The organism is Streptomyces cyaneochromogenes, assembly GCF_003963535.1.
Taxonomy (GTDB): Bacteria; Actinomycetota; Actinomycetes; order Streptomycetales; family Streptomycetaceae; genus Streptomyces; species Streptomyces shaanxiensis.
The window spans coordinates 9,515,914-9,530,197 of the sequence record NZ_CP034539.1 but is presented as its reverse complement, the minus strand read 5'-3'; the positions used below and the strand labels follow the sequence as shown (position 1 = coordinate 9,530,197).

The 14,284-nt window shown below is 72.0% G+C and carries 11 protein-coding genes; 5 read left to right on the top strand and 6 right to left on the bottom strand.

Annotated elements, in window-relative coordinates; translation table 11 throughout:
* The first annotated feature begins 25 nt into the window (after positions 1-25).
* Complete coding sequence (locus EJ357_RS49835; protein ID WP_228472783.1) at positions 26-1,171, top strand: 2'-5' RNA ligase family protein; 1,146 nt, start codon at positions 26-28, stop codon at positions 1,169-1,171.
* Between the two features lie 112 nt (positions 1,172-1,283).
* On the opposite strand, the gene EJ357_RS42785 is transcribed toward EJ357_RS49835, so the two are convergent.
* Positions 1,284-1,559, bottom strand: coding sequence for a DUF6355 family natural product biosynthesis protein (locus EJ357_RS42785; RefSeq protein ID WP_175647887.1), 276 nt, complete (start codon positions 1,557-1,559; stop codon positions 1,284-1,286).
* A 237-nt stretch (positions 1,560-1,796) separates the two neighbouring features.
* Positions 1,797-2,177 (bottom strand): winged helix-turn-helix transcriptional regulator, encoded by a 381-nt coding sequence (locus tag EJ357_RS42780; protein ID WP_126397502.1) that lies wholly within the window; start codon positions 2,175-2,177, stop codon positions 1,797-1,799.
* Positions 2,178-2,295: 118 nt separating this feature from the next.
* Here EJ357_RS42780 and EJ357_RS42775 point away from each other — a divergent pair, with 118 nt between their 5' ends.
* Positions 2,296-2,703, top strand: coding sequence for a RidA family protein (locus tag EJ357_RS42775; protein WP_126397500.1), 408 nt, complete (start codon positions 2,296-2,298; stop codon positions 2,701-2,703).
* A gap of 25 nt (positions 2,704-2,728) precedes the next feature.
* Here EJ357_RS42775 and EJ357_RS42770 read toward each other — a convergent pair whose 3' ends face one another.
* Both EJ357_RS42770 and EJ357_RS42765 read right to left on the bottom strand, forming a co-directional pair.
* Complete coding sequence (locus EJ357_RS42770; RefSeq protein ID WP_126397498.1) at positions 2,729-3,601, bottom strand: NmrA family NAD(P)-binding protein; 873 nt, start codon at positions 3,599-3,601, stop codon at positions 2,729-2,731.
* Positions 3,598-4,026, bottom strand: coding sequence for a nuclear transport factor 2 family protein (locus EJ357_RS42765; RefSeq protein ID WP_126397496.1), 429 nt, complete (start codon positions 4,024-4,026; stop codon positions 3,598-3,600). Before EJ357_RS42765 ends, EJ357_RS42770 begins: the two co-directional genes overlap by 4 nt.
* Positions 4,027-4,119: 93 nt before the next feature.
* Between EJ357_RS42765 and EJ357_RS42760 the strand changes: the two genes are divergently transcribed.
* On the top strand, positions 4,120-4,704 hold the full coding sequence (locus EJ357_RS42760) for a TetR/AcrR family transcriptional regulator (RefSeq protein ID WP_126397494.1): 585 nt from the start codon (positions 4,120-4,122) through the stop codon (positions 4,702-4,704).
* A 127-nt stretch (positions 4,705-4,831) separates the two neighbouring features.
* On the opposite strand, the gene EJ357_RS42755 is transcribed toward EJ357_RS42760, so the two are convergent.
* Both EJ357_RS42755 and EJ357_RS42750 read right to left on the bottom strand, forming a co-directional pair.
* Complete coding sequence (locus EJ357_RS42755) at positions 4,832-5,752, bottom strand: helix-turn-helix domain-containing protein (RefSeq protein ID WP_126400806.1); 921 nt, start codon at positions 5,750-5,752, stop codon at positions 4,832-4,834.
* A gap of 205 nt (positions 5,753-5,957) precedes the next feature.
* A complete protein-coding gene (locus EJ357_RS42750; RefSeq protein ID WP_126397492.1) occupies positions 5,958-9,332 on the bottom strand; it encodes a pyruvate carboxylase in 3,375 nt (1,124 codons plus the stop codon).
* A gap of 176 nt (positions 9,333-9,508) precedes the next feature.
* Here EJ357_RS42750 and EJ357_RS42745 point away from each other — a divergent pair, with 176 nt between their 5' ends.
* Both EJ357_RS42745 and EJ357_RS42740 read left to right on the top strand, forming a co-directional pair.
* Positions 9,509-11,584 carry a SpoIIE family protein phosphatase gene (locus tag EJ357_RS42745; RefSeq protein WP_175647730.1) on the top strand — a complete coding sequence of 692 codons (2,076 nt, stop codon included), beginning with the start codon at positions 9,509-9,511 and terminating at the stop codon, positions 11,582-11,584.
* Between the two features lie 181 nt (positions 11,585-11,765).
* Positions 11,766-14,213, top strand: coding sequence for a SpoIIE family protein phosphatase (locus EJ357_RS42740; RefSeq protein ID WP_126397490.1), 2,448 nt, complete (start codon positions 11,766-11,768; stop codon positions 14,211-14,213).
* Positions 14,214-14,284 lie beyond the last annotated feature (71 nt).

Below are 14,284 nucleotides of genomic sequence, written 5' to 3'. Positions count from 1 at the left end.
TCGAGGTGCTGCACGCGCCCTCAGCATGCCGGGCCATGTCCAGCACGACTCCGGGGTCTCCGTCTTCGCGCCCAACTGGGACTGGCACGACGTCCACATCGAGGAACTGCCAGGGGCGGGCATCGCCATCGAGGGCGGCCTGGTCCGGGGCATGACCAACAACGCCGGCGAGTGGGGACACACCCTGCTCGTCCGGCGTACGGGCCGCTGTCTCGCCGCGGCCCTCGGCGACCTCGTCAACCTGCCCGGCGTCCCGAAGGTGATCCTCACCGGCCGGCTGCCCAGGGCCCTGGCCGAGTGGCTCGTCCCCGCCGTACGGGACGAACTCCCCCGCCATGTGCTGCCGGGTTCCCTCCCCGGTCTCACCGTCGGCGTGTCCGAGGTCCCGGGCAACGCGGTTTCCCTGGTCATGGCGACGTTCACCCTGGAGCGGTTCCTCACCCGGCTCGGCCTGGCCGGCCCCGCCCGGACCCGGCCGCAGCCGGGGGCCGAGGCCGCACCGACGTGGGATGACCCCGCGCATCCCTGGGCGGATCGCCGCCCGCCTGTCAGCCGACCGATTTGGGACGATGGCCCTGTGGACGGAAACCCGGTCTTCGGCGGGGCCGAGCCGCTGGACACGCTCGAGGTGGGACCGACGGCCCGGACGGCGGTGGCGTGGCTGCCTCCGCGCCGGCTCTGGCCGGCCATCCAGGACATCCGCCGGGAGCACGATCCGCAGATACGCCGGTGGCCGCCGCATGTGAACCTGCTGTTCGGCTTCGTGCCGGAGGAGCAGTTCGCGCGGGCCGTGCCGCTGCTCTGCGCGGGGGCGGCACAGAGCACGGCCTTCACGGCCCGCCTGGCCGGGGTGCGGTACTTCCGGCACCGGCACTACGCGACGGTGTGGCTCGATCCGGCCGCGGCCGACCCGTCGCCATGGGCCCGTCTCCACCGGGAGCTGCAGGTGCGGTTCCCGCTCTGCCGCGGGCGCGGCGACCGCTTCACGCCGCATCTCTCCCTCGGCCGCTCCCAGCACCCCAAGCACCTGGCCGCCGAATGTGCCGTCCGGCTCGGCACGCTGTCGGCGGAGGTGGAGGAGATCGTCCTGCTCTCCCGGCGCGGCGAGGAGCCCATGCGGCCCCGGGCCGTGATCACCCTGGGCACGGGGGAGGTCCGCCGCCCGCACTGACCACGGCGTCGTACGGACCGGACGCGGTGTGGCCTCGGCGGGCACACGGCCGGCCGAGGCCACACGGCGAGCGGAAGGAAACGGGGCCCCCGGCCCCTGAGGTGACTGCTTGTCAGCAGGTGCGGCCGACGTAGTAGGCACCCTGGATCTTGCTCGCGGAGCCCAGCCAGGTCTTGCCGGGCGCGACGCACCGCTCGTAGTCGGGCGCCAGCGCGACCTCCACCTTGATGACCACCCTTGAGCCGTCGGACGTGCAGTGGTTGTAGTAGGCGTCGGAACCGGTCTCGTAGAAGCCGCACGGGTCGGCCGCCGCGGGGGTGGCCTGTGCGGTCAGGGCGCCGAAGGACGTGAGCACGAGGGCGGCGGAAGCGAGGGCGCCGGTCACCATACGACGAACACGCAAGGGGAACTCCTTGGTCAGGGGAGGACGGTATGCCTGAACAGGCCTTTGTCCACCGGTCAGTTGGATACCGGAACCAGGATCGCCGCGTCGCCCGGCGCAGTTGACCGACTGTCGGGCCGTTCACCTGGCGAATCGTTTGGCCGCTCCCTCGATGAGGTGATCATGCGCGGTTCTCACATCCGGCCCGGACAAGGCCGCCCACCGGCCCCTCCGGCTGACGCGTCAGTCCCCGAAGCGGCGCCGCGACTCCTCGATGTGGCCCAGGTAGGCGTGGGTCCAGTCGCACATGCCGTCGATCGTCACCCGCAGCGCCCGGCCCGGCTCGGTGAGGGTGTACTCGACCTTGGCCGGGACCGTGGGGTACACCGTGCGGTCGACGAGGCCGTTGCGCTCCAGCATGCGCAGGTTCTGGGTGAGCATCTTGTGGCTGATGCCCTCGATCCCGTCCCGCAGCTCACTGAAGCGCAGGGTGCGGTCGGCGATGCACTCGATGATCAGCAGCGCCCACTTGTTGGCGATGTCCGAGAAGATCTCCCGCGCCAAGGAGTCCGCGCGCGTCACGTCCGCTTCGTCCACCGAGCCCTTGAGCTGCTTGGTTCCCATCTGGTTCCCCAGTCACCGAAAAGTGCGTTCTTCCACGTCAGAGCACACTCTCCTATGGTTCCCGAGTAACCACAAGTGACCAGGGGAGTGTCCTGGTCCGATTCAAGGAGGCGGCCGCATGGCCATCACCCTGGTGAATCCCACCGGACTGCCGGAGATCGACGCCTACCGGCAGGTGTCGGTCGCGTCCGGTTCGAGGCTCGTCTTCCTGGCCGGGCAGGTCGCGTGGGACGCCGACGGCGTCACGGTCGGCGAGGGCGACCTCGCCGCCCAGGTCGAGCAGTGCTACGTCAACGTCGCCACCGCCCTGGCCGGTGTCGGCGCCTCGTTGGGCGACGTGGCGAAGCTGACCATCTACGTCGTCGACTGGACCCCCGACAAGATGCCCCGGCTCATGGACGGCATCGCCCGCGCGGGCAAGCGTCTGGGAGTAACCCCGGTGCCGCCCGCCACGCTGATCGGCGTCGCGGCACTGGACGTACCGGAGCATCTGGTCGAGGTGGAGGCCACCGCGGTGCTGGACTGACGTGGGACCGAAGCGCGGCCCTCGCCTACCGCGTCGGGCTCGCCGCGGGGGCCGTCCGAGGCGACAACTCCCGCTCCGCGACCGTCCGGAAATCGCTGGGCGGGCGGCCGGTCAAGCGTAGGACGGTGTCAGTCGTGCGGTCTTCGGCCCCCTCGGCGATGGCGCGGTCCATGTCGGCCAGCATGGTGGCGAACTCCAGCGGTATCACTGCGGCGAGCCGGTCGCGCAGGGCGTCGCAGGTCAGCCGATGGTGGGTCACAGGACGGCCGGTGACCTGCGTGAGAATCGCGGCGATGTCGTCGTGACCGAGAGGCTCGGGCCCGGTCAGGACCAGGTCCCCATTGGGGGCACGCTCGTCGGTCAGGGCATGTACGGCGACGGCGGCGATGTCGTCGGCGTCGACGAATCCGACCCGTCCGGACCCGGCGGCGGTCCGGATGACGCCGTGCTCCCGAATGCTGTCGGCGTGGGTGTGCGTGCCGGTGAAGTTCTGCATGAACCACGAGGGCCGCAGCACCGCCCACTGATCGAACAGGCCCGGCAGGACCTGGTGCACCACCCCGACCGCCGGGCCGCCCTTCGGTATTGCCGAGGAGCTGAGCAGTACCGCGCGCTCCACTCCGGCGGCGCGGGCCTGCCGGAGGAAGGGCACCATGACCGCGGCCGGCTCCGGATCACCCACAGGGGGAACGAGGTAGAGACGGTCGACATCGGCCAGAGCGTCACCGAAGGTGGCGGGGTCGTACCAGTCGAAGCGCACCGGTTGCGCGCCCGGCAGCCGGGTGGCTCGCCGGCCGGCTGCCCTGACCGGGTGGCCGGCGGCGATCAGCTGTCGGACGGTGCGGCTGCCCGTGGTGCCGGAGGCGCCGACGACCAGGGTGGGGCCGGTGGGGGTCATCGGGCGTCGCTCGCGGTGAAGTTCATGCCGGGTTCGTGGACGGCGAGGGGGTTCCAGTAGTCGCGGTAGGAGGTGAAGCGCCCGTCCTGGACGGTCACGACGGCGATGTACGTCATCTCGAAGGGTCCCCCCGTCTCGACCATACGGCCCACACCGCGCATCTCGACCACGATGGTCCCGGCGTCGGTCGTCCGATGGATCCGCAGGTCGGGGAAGTCGTGCAGGTCGATGTGGTCGGGGTAGTCGCGCATATAGGCGGCGATGGCCTCCCGGCCCTCCAACCGCTCGGGCCAGTTCGGGGGCGCGAAGGGGAACTCCATGACGCCGTCGTCGGCCCAGAGGCCGACCCAGGCGGGAATGTCCTTGTCCAGCAGCAGCTGCAGGCTGTGGCGGTACAGGTCCGCCGGTGAGGTGGTCGCGGGCATGAGTCTCTCCGTCCCGTAAGATACGGACCAGCGGTCCGCTTCTTCCGTGAACGATACGGACCGCCGGTCCGCATCGCAAACCGGAGGAGCCCCATGCCCGAACGCAAGCCCCGCAAGGACGCGGTCCGAAACCGGGCAGCCGTGTTCGAGGCGGCCGACGCCCTGTTCGCCGCATGCCAAAACCCCGAGGAGGTCACGATGGCCGACATCGCGGCGGCGGCCGGCGTCGGCAAAGGAACCCTCTTCCGCGCCTTCGGCGACCGCACCGGACTGATCCGGGCGCTCTGCGCCGCCCGACTCGAACCCCTGAGGAAGGCCGTCGAAGAAGGGCCTGAGCCGCTGGGCCCCGCCACACCGCCGCCGCGGCGCGTACCGGCACTGCTCGACGCCGTCCTGTGCTTCAAGCTCGACAACCGCCATCTCGCGCTGGCCCTGGAGACCACCGGCTCGGACAGCCCGTACCGGACGGAGCACTATGAACGCTGGCACACGCTGCTGCGGGACCTCCTGGACCGCGCCCCGGGCGCGACCGACAGCGACTTCGCCGCCCACGCACTGCTCGCCGCCACCCGGGCGGATCTCGTCGAGTACCTGGCCGGGGAGAAGGGGGTGCCACGCGAGGAACTGCGCGCGCGGTTGGCGGAGTTCACCGCTGGAGTTCTTGGCACGCGCCTGTGAAGCGGGGGGTTGACGCCGAGTACCGAGCCTCGACTCCGCGGGCCCGGCCGCCGGCCGGGAGGCGCTGGACGCCGGCCGGACGGTCCCCCGCGCCGCCCGACCGGCCGTCGGTTGTACGGCGGGGACGCTACCGTCCGGCAGGCGGTTCGGTCTTGGACGAATTTGCACTCGCCGACAGAGCCAGTGCCCCTTCGACCCGGCGAGAGGCGACCATCTGTCCGGGTGTGGTGCCGGCGATGGCCCGGAACTCGCGGTTGAGGTGGGACTGGTCGTAGAAGCCGCAGGCCTCCGAGATGTCGGTCAGGCTCGCGGCCCCGCGACTGAGCAGCGCCACGGCGTGGCGGAAGCGCAGCACCCGGGCGGACGCCTTGGGCGTGAGCCCGATCTGCTGGGTGAACCGCCGGATCAAGTACCCCTGGCTCCACCCCACTTCGGCGGCGATGCGGGCGATCGGGATCGCCCCCGCGCTGCCGGAGAGCAGTTGCCAGGCGTAGCCGACCTCGGGCGCGGGCTCCGGACCGTACCCGAGCCGGGCGAGCAACGCCGCGTCCAGCAGGTCGAACCTAGCCGCCCAGTCCGGAGTGGACGCCAGCCGCTCCACCAGCGTCCCGGCGTCGGGCCCCAGAACGTCCCGGACATCGATGGCCAGGTTCGTCAGCTCGCTCATCGGCAGGCCGAACAGCCGGTAGGCGCCCAGCGGCGTGAACTCGACCCGGATCGCCTCCTGGCCGCCGGGATGCACACAGATCGCGGGCCGGTCCTCCAGCCCGACCACCAGCGACCCGATCCTCCCGGTGCCCCCGCCCGGTACGCCCAAGCGCCGGACCTGGGAGAACGGCTCCGCGAGGCTGATCAGCAAGGTCGCGCACCCGGTCGGCACCAACCGCGCCTCGTACGGCGTGGTCACGGCTTCCCAGTAGCCGACATAGCTGCGCAGGAACGGCCTGAGCCCCGGATGCCAGGGGCGCGTGACCCGCCACAGACCACCGAGCCGCGCGACCTCGACCGCACCCTCACCGGCCCGGCCACGAAGCGCACCATGAACCACCAAGAAGGCTCACCTCACCCCAGGGGACGCCCGCTTCACAGTATCCAAGTCCGTTCCCGGCGGTTGGCGGTCCAATCGGCCCGTCAGTGTCCGTCCAGGCCGGAAATGGACGAATGCCCGAGGACATCCGGTCCGGGCGACATCTCGCCGGAGCCCCGCGCGGGTGTCTCCCCTGCGCGGGGCTCGACGGCGGACGGCGGGCGGCTCAGGCGAGTTCGACCAGGAGATCGCCGCCCTCAACCTGCTGGACGGGATTGATGGCCAGTCGCGCCACCCTGCCGGACTTCGCGGCGGTGATCGACGCCTCCATCTTCATCGCCTCGATGGTGGCCACCGTGGCACCGGCCGCCACCTCGTCCCCCTCGGCGACGGTGAGGGTGACCACGCCGGCGAACGGCGCCGCGACGTGACCGGGGTTGGCCCGGTCGGCCTTCTCCGTCACCGGGACGTCCGAGGCCGCCGCCCGGTCACGGACCTGGATCGGCCGCAACTGGCCGTTCAGGGTGGACATCACGGTGCGCATGCCGCGCTCGTCCGCGTCGCCGACGGCCTGCAGCTCGATCAGCAGCCGCACACCGCGTTCGAGGTCGACGGAGTACTCCTTGCCCGGGCGCAACCCGTAGAAGAAGTCCTTGCTGTCCAGCACGCTGGTGTCGCCGTAGGTGTCACGGTGCGTGTCGAACTCGCGCGTCGGTCCGGGGAACAGCAGTCGGTTGAGGGTCGCCCGCCGGTCCTTCGCCAGCCCCTCGCGGTCGTCCGCGCTCAGCTCCTGCACCGGCTTGGCCTCGGCCCGGCCCCGCAGCGCCTTGCTGCGGAACGGCTCGGGCCAGCCGCCGGGCGGGGTGCCCAGCTCGCCGCGCAGGAAGCCGATGACGGAGTCGGGGATGTCGAACCTGTCCGGGTCCGTCTCGAAGTCCCGCGGGGACACGCCGGCGCCCACCAGGTGCAGCGCCAGGTCGCCGACCACCTTCGACGAGGGGGTGACCTTCACCAGACGGCCGAGCATCCGGTCGGCGGCGGCGTACATCGCCTCGATGTCCTCGAAACGGTCGCCCAGACCCAACGCGACCGCCTGGGTACGCAGGTTGGAGAGCTGTCCGCCGGGGATCTCGTGGTGGTAGACGCGTCCGGTCGGCGAGGCCAGACCCGCCTCGAAGGGGGCATAGACCTTGCGGACGCTCTCCCAGTACGGCTCCAGGTCGCCGACGGCCTGGAGGCCGAGGCCGGTGGGACGCTCGGAGTGGTCGGTCGCGGCCACGATCGCCGACAGGGAGGGCTGCGAGGTGGTGCCCGCCATGGACGCCACCGCGCCGTCCACCGCGTCCGCGCCGGCCTGGATCGCGGCGAGGTAGGTGGCCAGCTGGCCGCCCGCGGTGTCGTGGGTGTGGATGTGGACCGGCAGGTCGAACTCCCGGCGCAGGGCCGACACCAGCTTCGCCGCGGCCGGTGCCCGCAGCAGGCCCGCCATGTCCTTGACGGCCAGGACGTGGGCGCCCGCGTCCACGATCTGCTCGGCCAGCCGCAGGTAGTAGTCCAGGGTGTACAGGCGCTCCGACGGGTCGGACAGGTCGGAGGTGTAGCACAGGGCCACCTCGGCGACGGCCGTTCCCGTCTCCCGTACGGCCTGGATGGCGGGCCGCATCTGGTCGACGTCGTTGAGGGCGTCGAAGATACGGAAGATGTCGATGCCGGTGGCCGCCGCCTCCTGCACGAAGGCGTCGGTCACCTCGGTGGGATACGGCGTGTAGCCCACGGTGTTGCGGCCGCGCAGCAGCATCTGCAGGCAGATGTTCGGGGCGGCCTCCCGCAGGGCCGCCAGGCGCTCCCACGGGTCCTCGGCGAGGAAGCGCAGGGCGACGTCGTAGGTCGCGCCGCCCCAGCACTCCAGGGACAGCAGCTGGGGCAGGGTGCGGGCCACCACCGGGGCGATGGCGAGCATGTCCTTGGTGCGGACGCGCGTGGCGAGCAGCGACTGGTGGGCGTCGCGGAACGTGGTGTCGGTGACGCCGATGGTCGGCGACGCGCGCAGCCAGCTCGCGAAGCCCTCGGGGCCGAGCTCGGCGAGCCGCTGCCGGGACCCGGCGGGGGGCTCACCGGCGGGCAGCGCGGGCAGCTTGGTCAGCGGTTCGAGCAGGTCGGGCCGTTCGCCGTGCGGCTTGTTCACGGTGACGTCGGCCAGGAAGGTGAGCAGCTTCGTGCCGCGGTCCGCGGAGTGGCGGGCGGTGAGCAGGTGCGGACGCTGCTCGATGAACGACGTGGTGACCCGGCCGGCCTGGAAGTCGGCGTCGTCAAGGACCGCCTGCAGGAAGGGGATGTTGGTGGCCACGCCGCGGATGCGGAACTCGGCCACGGCACGCCGGGCGCGGCCGACGGCGGCGGTGAAGTCCCGGCCCCGGCAGGTGAGTTTCACCAGCATGGAGTCGAAGTGCGCGCTGATCTCCGTGCCGGCGTGGGTGGTTCCGCCGTCGAGGCGGATGCCCGAGCCGCCGGGCGAGCGGTAGGCGCTGATGCGGCCGGTGTCCGGGCGGAAGCCGTTGGCCGGGTCCTCGGTGGTGATACGGCACTGCAGCGCGGCGCCGCGCAGCGTGACGGTCTCCTGGGCGAGGCCGAGGTCGGCCAGGGTCTCGCCGGCGGCGATGCGCAGCTGCGACTGCACCAGATCGACGTCGGTGACCTCTTCGGTCACCGTGTGCTCGACCTGGATACGCGGGTTCATCTCGATGAAGACGTGGTTGCCCTCGCGGTCGAGCAGGAACTCCACGGTGCCGGCGTTGCGGTAGCCGATCTGCCGGGCGAACCGCACGGCGTCGGCGCAGATCCGGTCGCGCAGCTCAGGGTCGAGGTTCGGCGCGGGCGCCAGCTCGATCACCTTCTGGTGGCGGCGCTGCACCGAACAGTCCCGCTCGAACAGGTGGATGACGTTGCCCTGCCCGTCGGCGAGGATCTGCACCTCGATGTGGCGGGGCTCCACCACCGCCTTCTCCAGGAAGACCGTCGGATCGCCGAACGCGGACGCGGCCTCGCGGGACGCCGCCTCGATGGACTCCCGCAGCTGGGCGGGCTCCTCGACCCGGCGCATGCCGCGCCCGCCGCCGCCCGCGACCGCCTTGACGAACACGGGGAAGCCGATGTCCTCGGCGGCACGGACGAGTTCGTCCACGTCGGTGGACGGCTCCGAGGAACCCAGGACCGGCACGTCGGCCGCGCGGGCCGCGGCGACCGCGCGTGCCTTGTTCCCGGTCAGCTCCAGGATGTCCGCGCTCGGTCCGACGAACGTGATGCCCGCCTCTTCGCACGCCCGGGCCAGATCGGGGTTCTCGGACAGGAATCCGTACCCCGGGTAGACGGCGTCGGCCCCCGCGCGGCGGGCCGCGCGGACGATCTCCTCCACGGAGAGATAGGCCCGCACCGGGTGACCCGGCTCGCCGATCTCGTAGGCCTCGTCGGCCTTCAGCCGATGCAGGGAGTTGCGGTCCTCGTGCGGGAAGACGGCGACGGTGCGCGCGCCCAGCTCGTAGCCTGCGCGGAACGCGCGAATCGCGATCTCGCCGCGGTTGGCGACCAGCACCTTGCGGAACATCCTTGATCCCTTCGGCCTGCCGGTGACTGAGCACCCATGGTGTCGGCGACTCCCCTCGCACGCCATGTGAGCCGGGCCACTTATCGATGATCGATCACCGACCCGCGTGCGGCCGGACGGGCCTACGCTGTCCTTGAGCCTCTTGTGGTCTAGGGCGGTGTGAGCGAGGTGCCCCTATGACCAGCGCGAGTCACCGCGGGTCGGATGTGCGCGACGCGATCGGCGAAACGCCGGATCGGCGCCCGTCCGCGGCCGGGCATGCCGGGGTGTTCCAGGACCTGCTCCCGCTGGCCCTCTGGGTGGTCGATGCCGACGGGCGCCTGGTGCAGTGGTCGCTCGCCGCGCAGGACCTGCTCGGTCACACGCCGGAGCAGGTCGTGGGCCAGGACGCCAGGCGCGTCCTCGTTCCGGGCGAGAACCGGGAGCTGGCCGACAGTCTGGGCCGGGCGGTGCGCACGGGCGCGGCGGTGGTGGCACGGCTGCCGGTCCGGCATCGCGACGGGACCCTGGTCGACATGGAGATGTGGCACTGTCCCATCGCGGACGCGCAGGGGCGTACAGGTGTCCTGGCCATCGCGGCGGAGACCTCCGCCGTGGAGCGGATGCGGGACGCGCTGGCCGCGCTGGAGGGCCTGTTCACGCAGTCCCCGATCGGCCTGGCCATGCTCGGTCCCGACCTGCGCTTCCTCCGGGTCAACGAGGCCCTGGCCCGGATGGACGGCGTCCCGGTGGCCGAGCACGTCGGCAGAACCGTGACCGAGGTCGCCCCCGGCGCCGGCTCGCTGGAGTCGGTCATGCGGCAGGTCCTCGACCGGGGTGAGGCCGTGGTGGACTTCCGCCACACCTCCAGCACGGCGGACCCGGAACGGCAGCGGACGTGGTCCTGCTCCTACGCCCCCTTGCTCGGCGCGTCCGGCCAACGGATGGGAGTGATCGCCTCGCTGATCGACGTCACGGAGGGGCAGCGCGCCCACCTGGAGGCGGAGCGGGCACGGCAGCGCCTCGCCCTGCTGGCGGAGGCGGGCACACAGATGGGTTCCACCCTGGACCTGACGCAGACCGCGCAGGAGGTGGTCCGCGTCCTGGTGCCCCGGCTGGCCGACTCCGCCGACGTCCAGCTGCTGGAGGAGGCGATGGCACCGGACGAGACCGCCGCGTCGGCGCACGGTGTGGTCCGGCGCGTCGCGGCGACCTTCACGGATCCGGCCGCGCCTGCCGACTACCTCGCGGTCGGCATGACCCTTCAGGTCCCTCCCGGCTCGATGTACGAGCGGCTGATCAGTGCCGGGCGGCCCATGAACCTCTACCTGAGCGACATCGGCCCGCTGGTCACCGTCCCCGGCGCCGACCGGCTGCGCGAGTACCTGCGCGCCCGCGTGGGCTCGGCGCGCCTGATCCCGCTGGTGGCCCGGGGCACCGTGCTCGGCGCGGTCGCGGTGACCCGGACCCGCGACCGGGAGCCGTTCGACGACCAGGACACGCTGCTGATCGACGAGCTGGTGGCCCGAGCGGCGCTGAACATCGACAACGCCCGCATGTACAGCCGGGAACGCGACGCGGCGCTCACCCTCCAGCGCAGCCTGATGAACCCCTCCCTGCCCACCGTCAGCGGGCTGGAGCTCACCGGGCGCTATCTGCCGGCCGGTGAGCACGAGGTCGGCGGCGACTGGTTCGACGCCATCGCCCTGTCGGGCGGCCGGACCGCGCTGGTGATCGGGGACGTGATGGGGCACGGCATCCACGCCGCGGCGGTCATGGGCCAACTGCGCACCGCCGTACGGACCCTGGCACGCCGGGACACCGCGCCCGACGACGTGCTGCGGTCCCTGGACGCCGCCGTGGCGGACCTGGGCGACAACGAGATGGCCACCTGCCTGTACGCCGTGCACGATCCGGACACCGGCCACTGCCTGATCGCCCGGGCCGGCCACCCGCCCCCGGTGGTCGTCGACGAGCGGGGAACGGTCGCCTTCCTGGACGGACCCGCGGGCCCGCCCCTCGGCGTGGGCAGGCAGGACTGCGAGATCCAGCGGCTGGACCTGCCACCCCGCGGCCTCCTGGTGATCTACACCGACGGTCTCATCGAGACCCGTGGCACGGACCTCGACCAGGGCATGCGCCGACTGGCGCAGGCGCTACGGCATCCGGGGCGTCCGCTGGAACAGGTCTGCGACGACCTCCTGGCCCACGTCATGCCCGAGGCGGCGGACGACGACGTGGCGGTGCTCCTCGCCCGGGCGCTCCCCCGGTGAACCAGTACGTCGGACCCTCACACGCGTCCCCCGACCGACTGTCCGGACGCGACGACGAAGCGCTCGGTGCCCGTACAACCGATACTGGGGGTGAGCCGCTGCAAACCAGGCACTCGGATCGGTAGGAGCGCCCCGGGGCACCGCTCCGCGGGCCCCGTCAACGGCGCGAGATGGGTGGGCGATGCGCAACACATCTCCGAAGACCCTCAGCGAGAGCCCGGAGGACCCGTTTTCGATCCACCAGTCCGCGTCCGCCGTTCTGGACGGTCGCGGAAGGATCGTCGCCTGGAGCGAACAGGCCACCGCGCTCCTCGGGTACCGGCCCGACGAGGTGCTGGGCCGACAGATCCGCGAGGTCATGGTCGAGAGCGGGGACGAGGACCTGATCGCCGAGGCCGCCGTCGCGTGCCTGCGGGAGCGCGGCTGGTTCGGTCTGCTGCCGGTCCGCAACCACGCGGGCGACCGCGTGTACGTGGGGTTCAGGGCCCGGAGGGTGCAACGCGTGGACTCCACCGTCGAGTGGTTCCTCGTCGGCGCGCTCGCCGAGGACATCACCCAGTGGGAAATCGACCGGTCCGTCCTGGACGGCTTCTTCCTCCGGTCACCGGTGGGTGTCGCGGTGCTCGGCCCGGACCTGCGCATCCTGCGGGTGAACCGGGCGATCGCGCGGTTCGGCGGGCTGCCGGCCGATGCCTACCGCGGGCTGCGCACCTCGGACTTCCTGCTCGGCCCGGACTCGGAACTGATCGAGCAACGGGTCAGGGGGGTTCTGGAGACGGGCCGGCCCCTGATCTTCGCCGAGCAGACCTGCCGGCTGCTGCCGGGCCACCAGCAGGAACTGATCGTCTCCGTGTCCGCCTTCCGGATGCAGGACCCGTCCGGCAGGGTGCTGGGCGTCACCGAGATCGTCGAGGACGTCACCGACCGCCATCGGGCCCGTCGGCGGCTCCAGCTGCTCAACGAGGCCGGCGCCAGGATCGGCAGCACCCTGGACGTGGCCAGGACGGCGCGCGAGCTGGCCGAGGCGGCGGTTCCCACGCTCGCCGACGCCCTCTCCGTGGATCTGCTGGAACCCGTGCCCCGAGGGGAGGAACCGGCCCCCGACGCCATGGGCCCACTGCGCAGGATGGCGGCGCACAGCGTCCAGCCCGAGGCCCGGCAGGTGATGTATCCGGTCGGCCACCTGTTCTCCTTCCCCGACGACACGGCGCCGTCACGCTGCCTGTCCGAACGGCGTCCGGTCCTGGAGCCCCTCCTGGAGGGCAATCGCGGATGGTTCGCCGCCGAGCCGGAACGGGCCGCGAAGGCACTCGCGATGGGGGTCCACTCGCTGATGGTGGTGCCGCTGGCCGCGCGCGGTGTGGTCCTCGGCCTGGTGTGCCTGTGGCGCTCGCGGCGGCCGGAGCCGTTCGAGGAGGACGACCTCACCCTGGCGGAGGAGTTCGCCGCCAGGGCCGCGGTCTGCATCGACAACGCCCGCCGCTACACCCAGCAGCACAACGCGGCCGAGGCCCTCCAGCGCAGCCTGCTGCCGAGTGAGGTGCCCGAGCACCCGGCCGTCGAGACGGCGCACCGCTATCTGCCCGCGCAGGCCTCCACCGGTGTCGGCGGCGACTGGTTCGACGTCATCCCCCTGTCGGGAATGCGTGTCGCCCTGGTCGTCGGCGACGTCGTCGGCCACGGCATGCACGCCTCGGCGACGATGGGCCGGCTGCGCGCCGCCGTACACACGCTGGCGCACCTCGACATGGCGCCGGACGAGGTCCTCGCCCGGCTCGACGACCTGGTGGACTACCTGGACACCGAACAGCGGGCGGCCGACAGGAGGACGCCCCGGATCGTGGGCGCGACCTGTCTGTACGCGATCTACGATCCGGTCTCCCGGAACTGCGCCATGGCTCGCGCGGGCCACCCGCCGCCGACCGTGCTGGGCCCGGACGGGCGGGTGCGCCCGATCGACCTCCCCGCCGGACCACCGCTCGGCGTGGGCGGGCTGCCGTTCGAGACGGCCGAGCTCGAACTGGACGAGGGCAGCCTGATCGCCCTGTACAGCGACGGCCTCCTCCTGGCCGACCACCGTGACGTCGACCAGGGCCTGGATCTGCTGCGCTCCACGCTCGCCGGCCCGTCTCACTCGCTGGAGCACACCTGCAAGGCGGTGGAGGAGCGGATGCTGCCCGACCGGCCCGCCGATGACGTCACCTTGCTGCTGGGCCGGACGCGGGTGCTGGCGGCGCAGAACGTGGCCACCTGGAAGCTGTCGGCCGAGCCCGCCGCGGCCGGCCAGGCCCGGACTCTGGTGAGCGACCGGCTGACCGAGTGGGGGCTGGAGGAGTTCGCCTTCACCACCGAACTGATCGTGAGCGAACTGGTCACGAACGCCTACCGGTACGCCGGCGGCCCGGTGCTGCTGCGGCTGATCCGCGACGGCCATCTCATCTGCGAGGTCTCCGACACCAGCAGCACCTCCCCCCATCTGCGCCAGGCCCGCAGCACCGACGAGGGCGGACGTGGCCTGTTCCTGGTGGCCCAGCTGTCCGAGCGGTGGGGCACGCGCTACGGCCGCAACCGCAAGACCATCTGGGCCGAGCAGTCACTGACGGCACCGCAGGGAAACTCCCTCGGCTGACTCTCCGGTCGACGCGCCACCAGCCGCGCCCGGATGCGCGTATGCCCGCTCGGCAGCTCCGTGGACAGCCC

Coding starts and splice junctions, on each gene's coding strand:
- EJ357_RS42760 (WP_126397494.1), top strand. CDS start 4,120: ATGCCCGAACGCAAGCCCCGCAAGGACGCGGTCCGAAACCGGGCAGCC.
- EJ357_RS42780 (WP_126397502.1), bottom strand. CDS start 2,177: ATGGGAACCAAGCAGCTCAAGGGCTCGGTGGACGAAGCGGACGTGACG.
- EJ357_RS42770 (WP_126397498.1), bottom strand. CDS start 3,601: ATGACCCCCACCGGCCCCACCCTGGTCGTCGGCGCCTCCGGCACCACG.
- EJ357_RS42765 (WP_126397496.1), bottom strand. CDS start 4,026: ATGCCCGCGACCACCTCACCGGCGGACCTGTACCGCCACAGCCTGCAG.
- EJ357_RS42750 (WP_126397492.1), bottom strand. CDS start 9,332: ATGTTCCGCAAGGTGCTGGTCGCCAACCGCGGCGAGATCGCGATTCGC.
- EJ357_RS49835 (WP_228472783.1), top strand. CDS start 26: ATGCCGGGCCATGTCCAGCACGACTCCGGGGTCTCCGTCTTCGCGCCC.
- EJ357_RS42745 (WP_175647730.1), top strand. CDS start 9,509: ATGACCAGCGCGAGTCACCGCGGGTCGGATGTGCGCGACGCGATCGGC.
- EJ357_RS42785 (WP_175647887.1), bottom strand. CDS start 1,559: ATGGTGACCGGCGCCCTCGCTTCCGCCGCCCTCGTGCTCACGTCCTTC.
- EJ357_RS42740 (WP_126397490.1), top strand. CDS start 11,766: ATGCGCAACACATCTCCGAAGACCCTCAGCGAGAGCCCGGAGGACCCG.
- EJ357_RS42775 (WP_126397500.1), top strand. CDS start 2,296: ATGGCCATCACCCTGGTGAATCCCACCGGACTGCCGGAGATCGACGCC.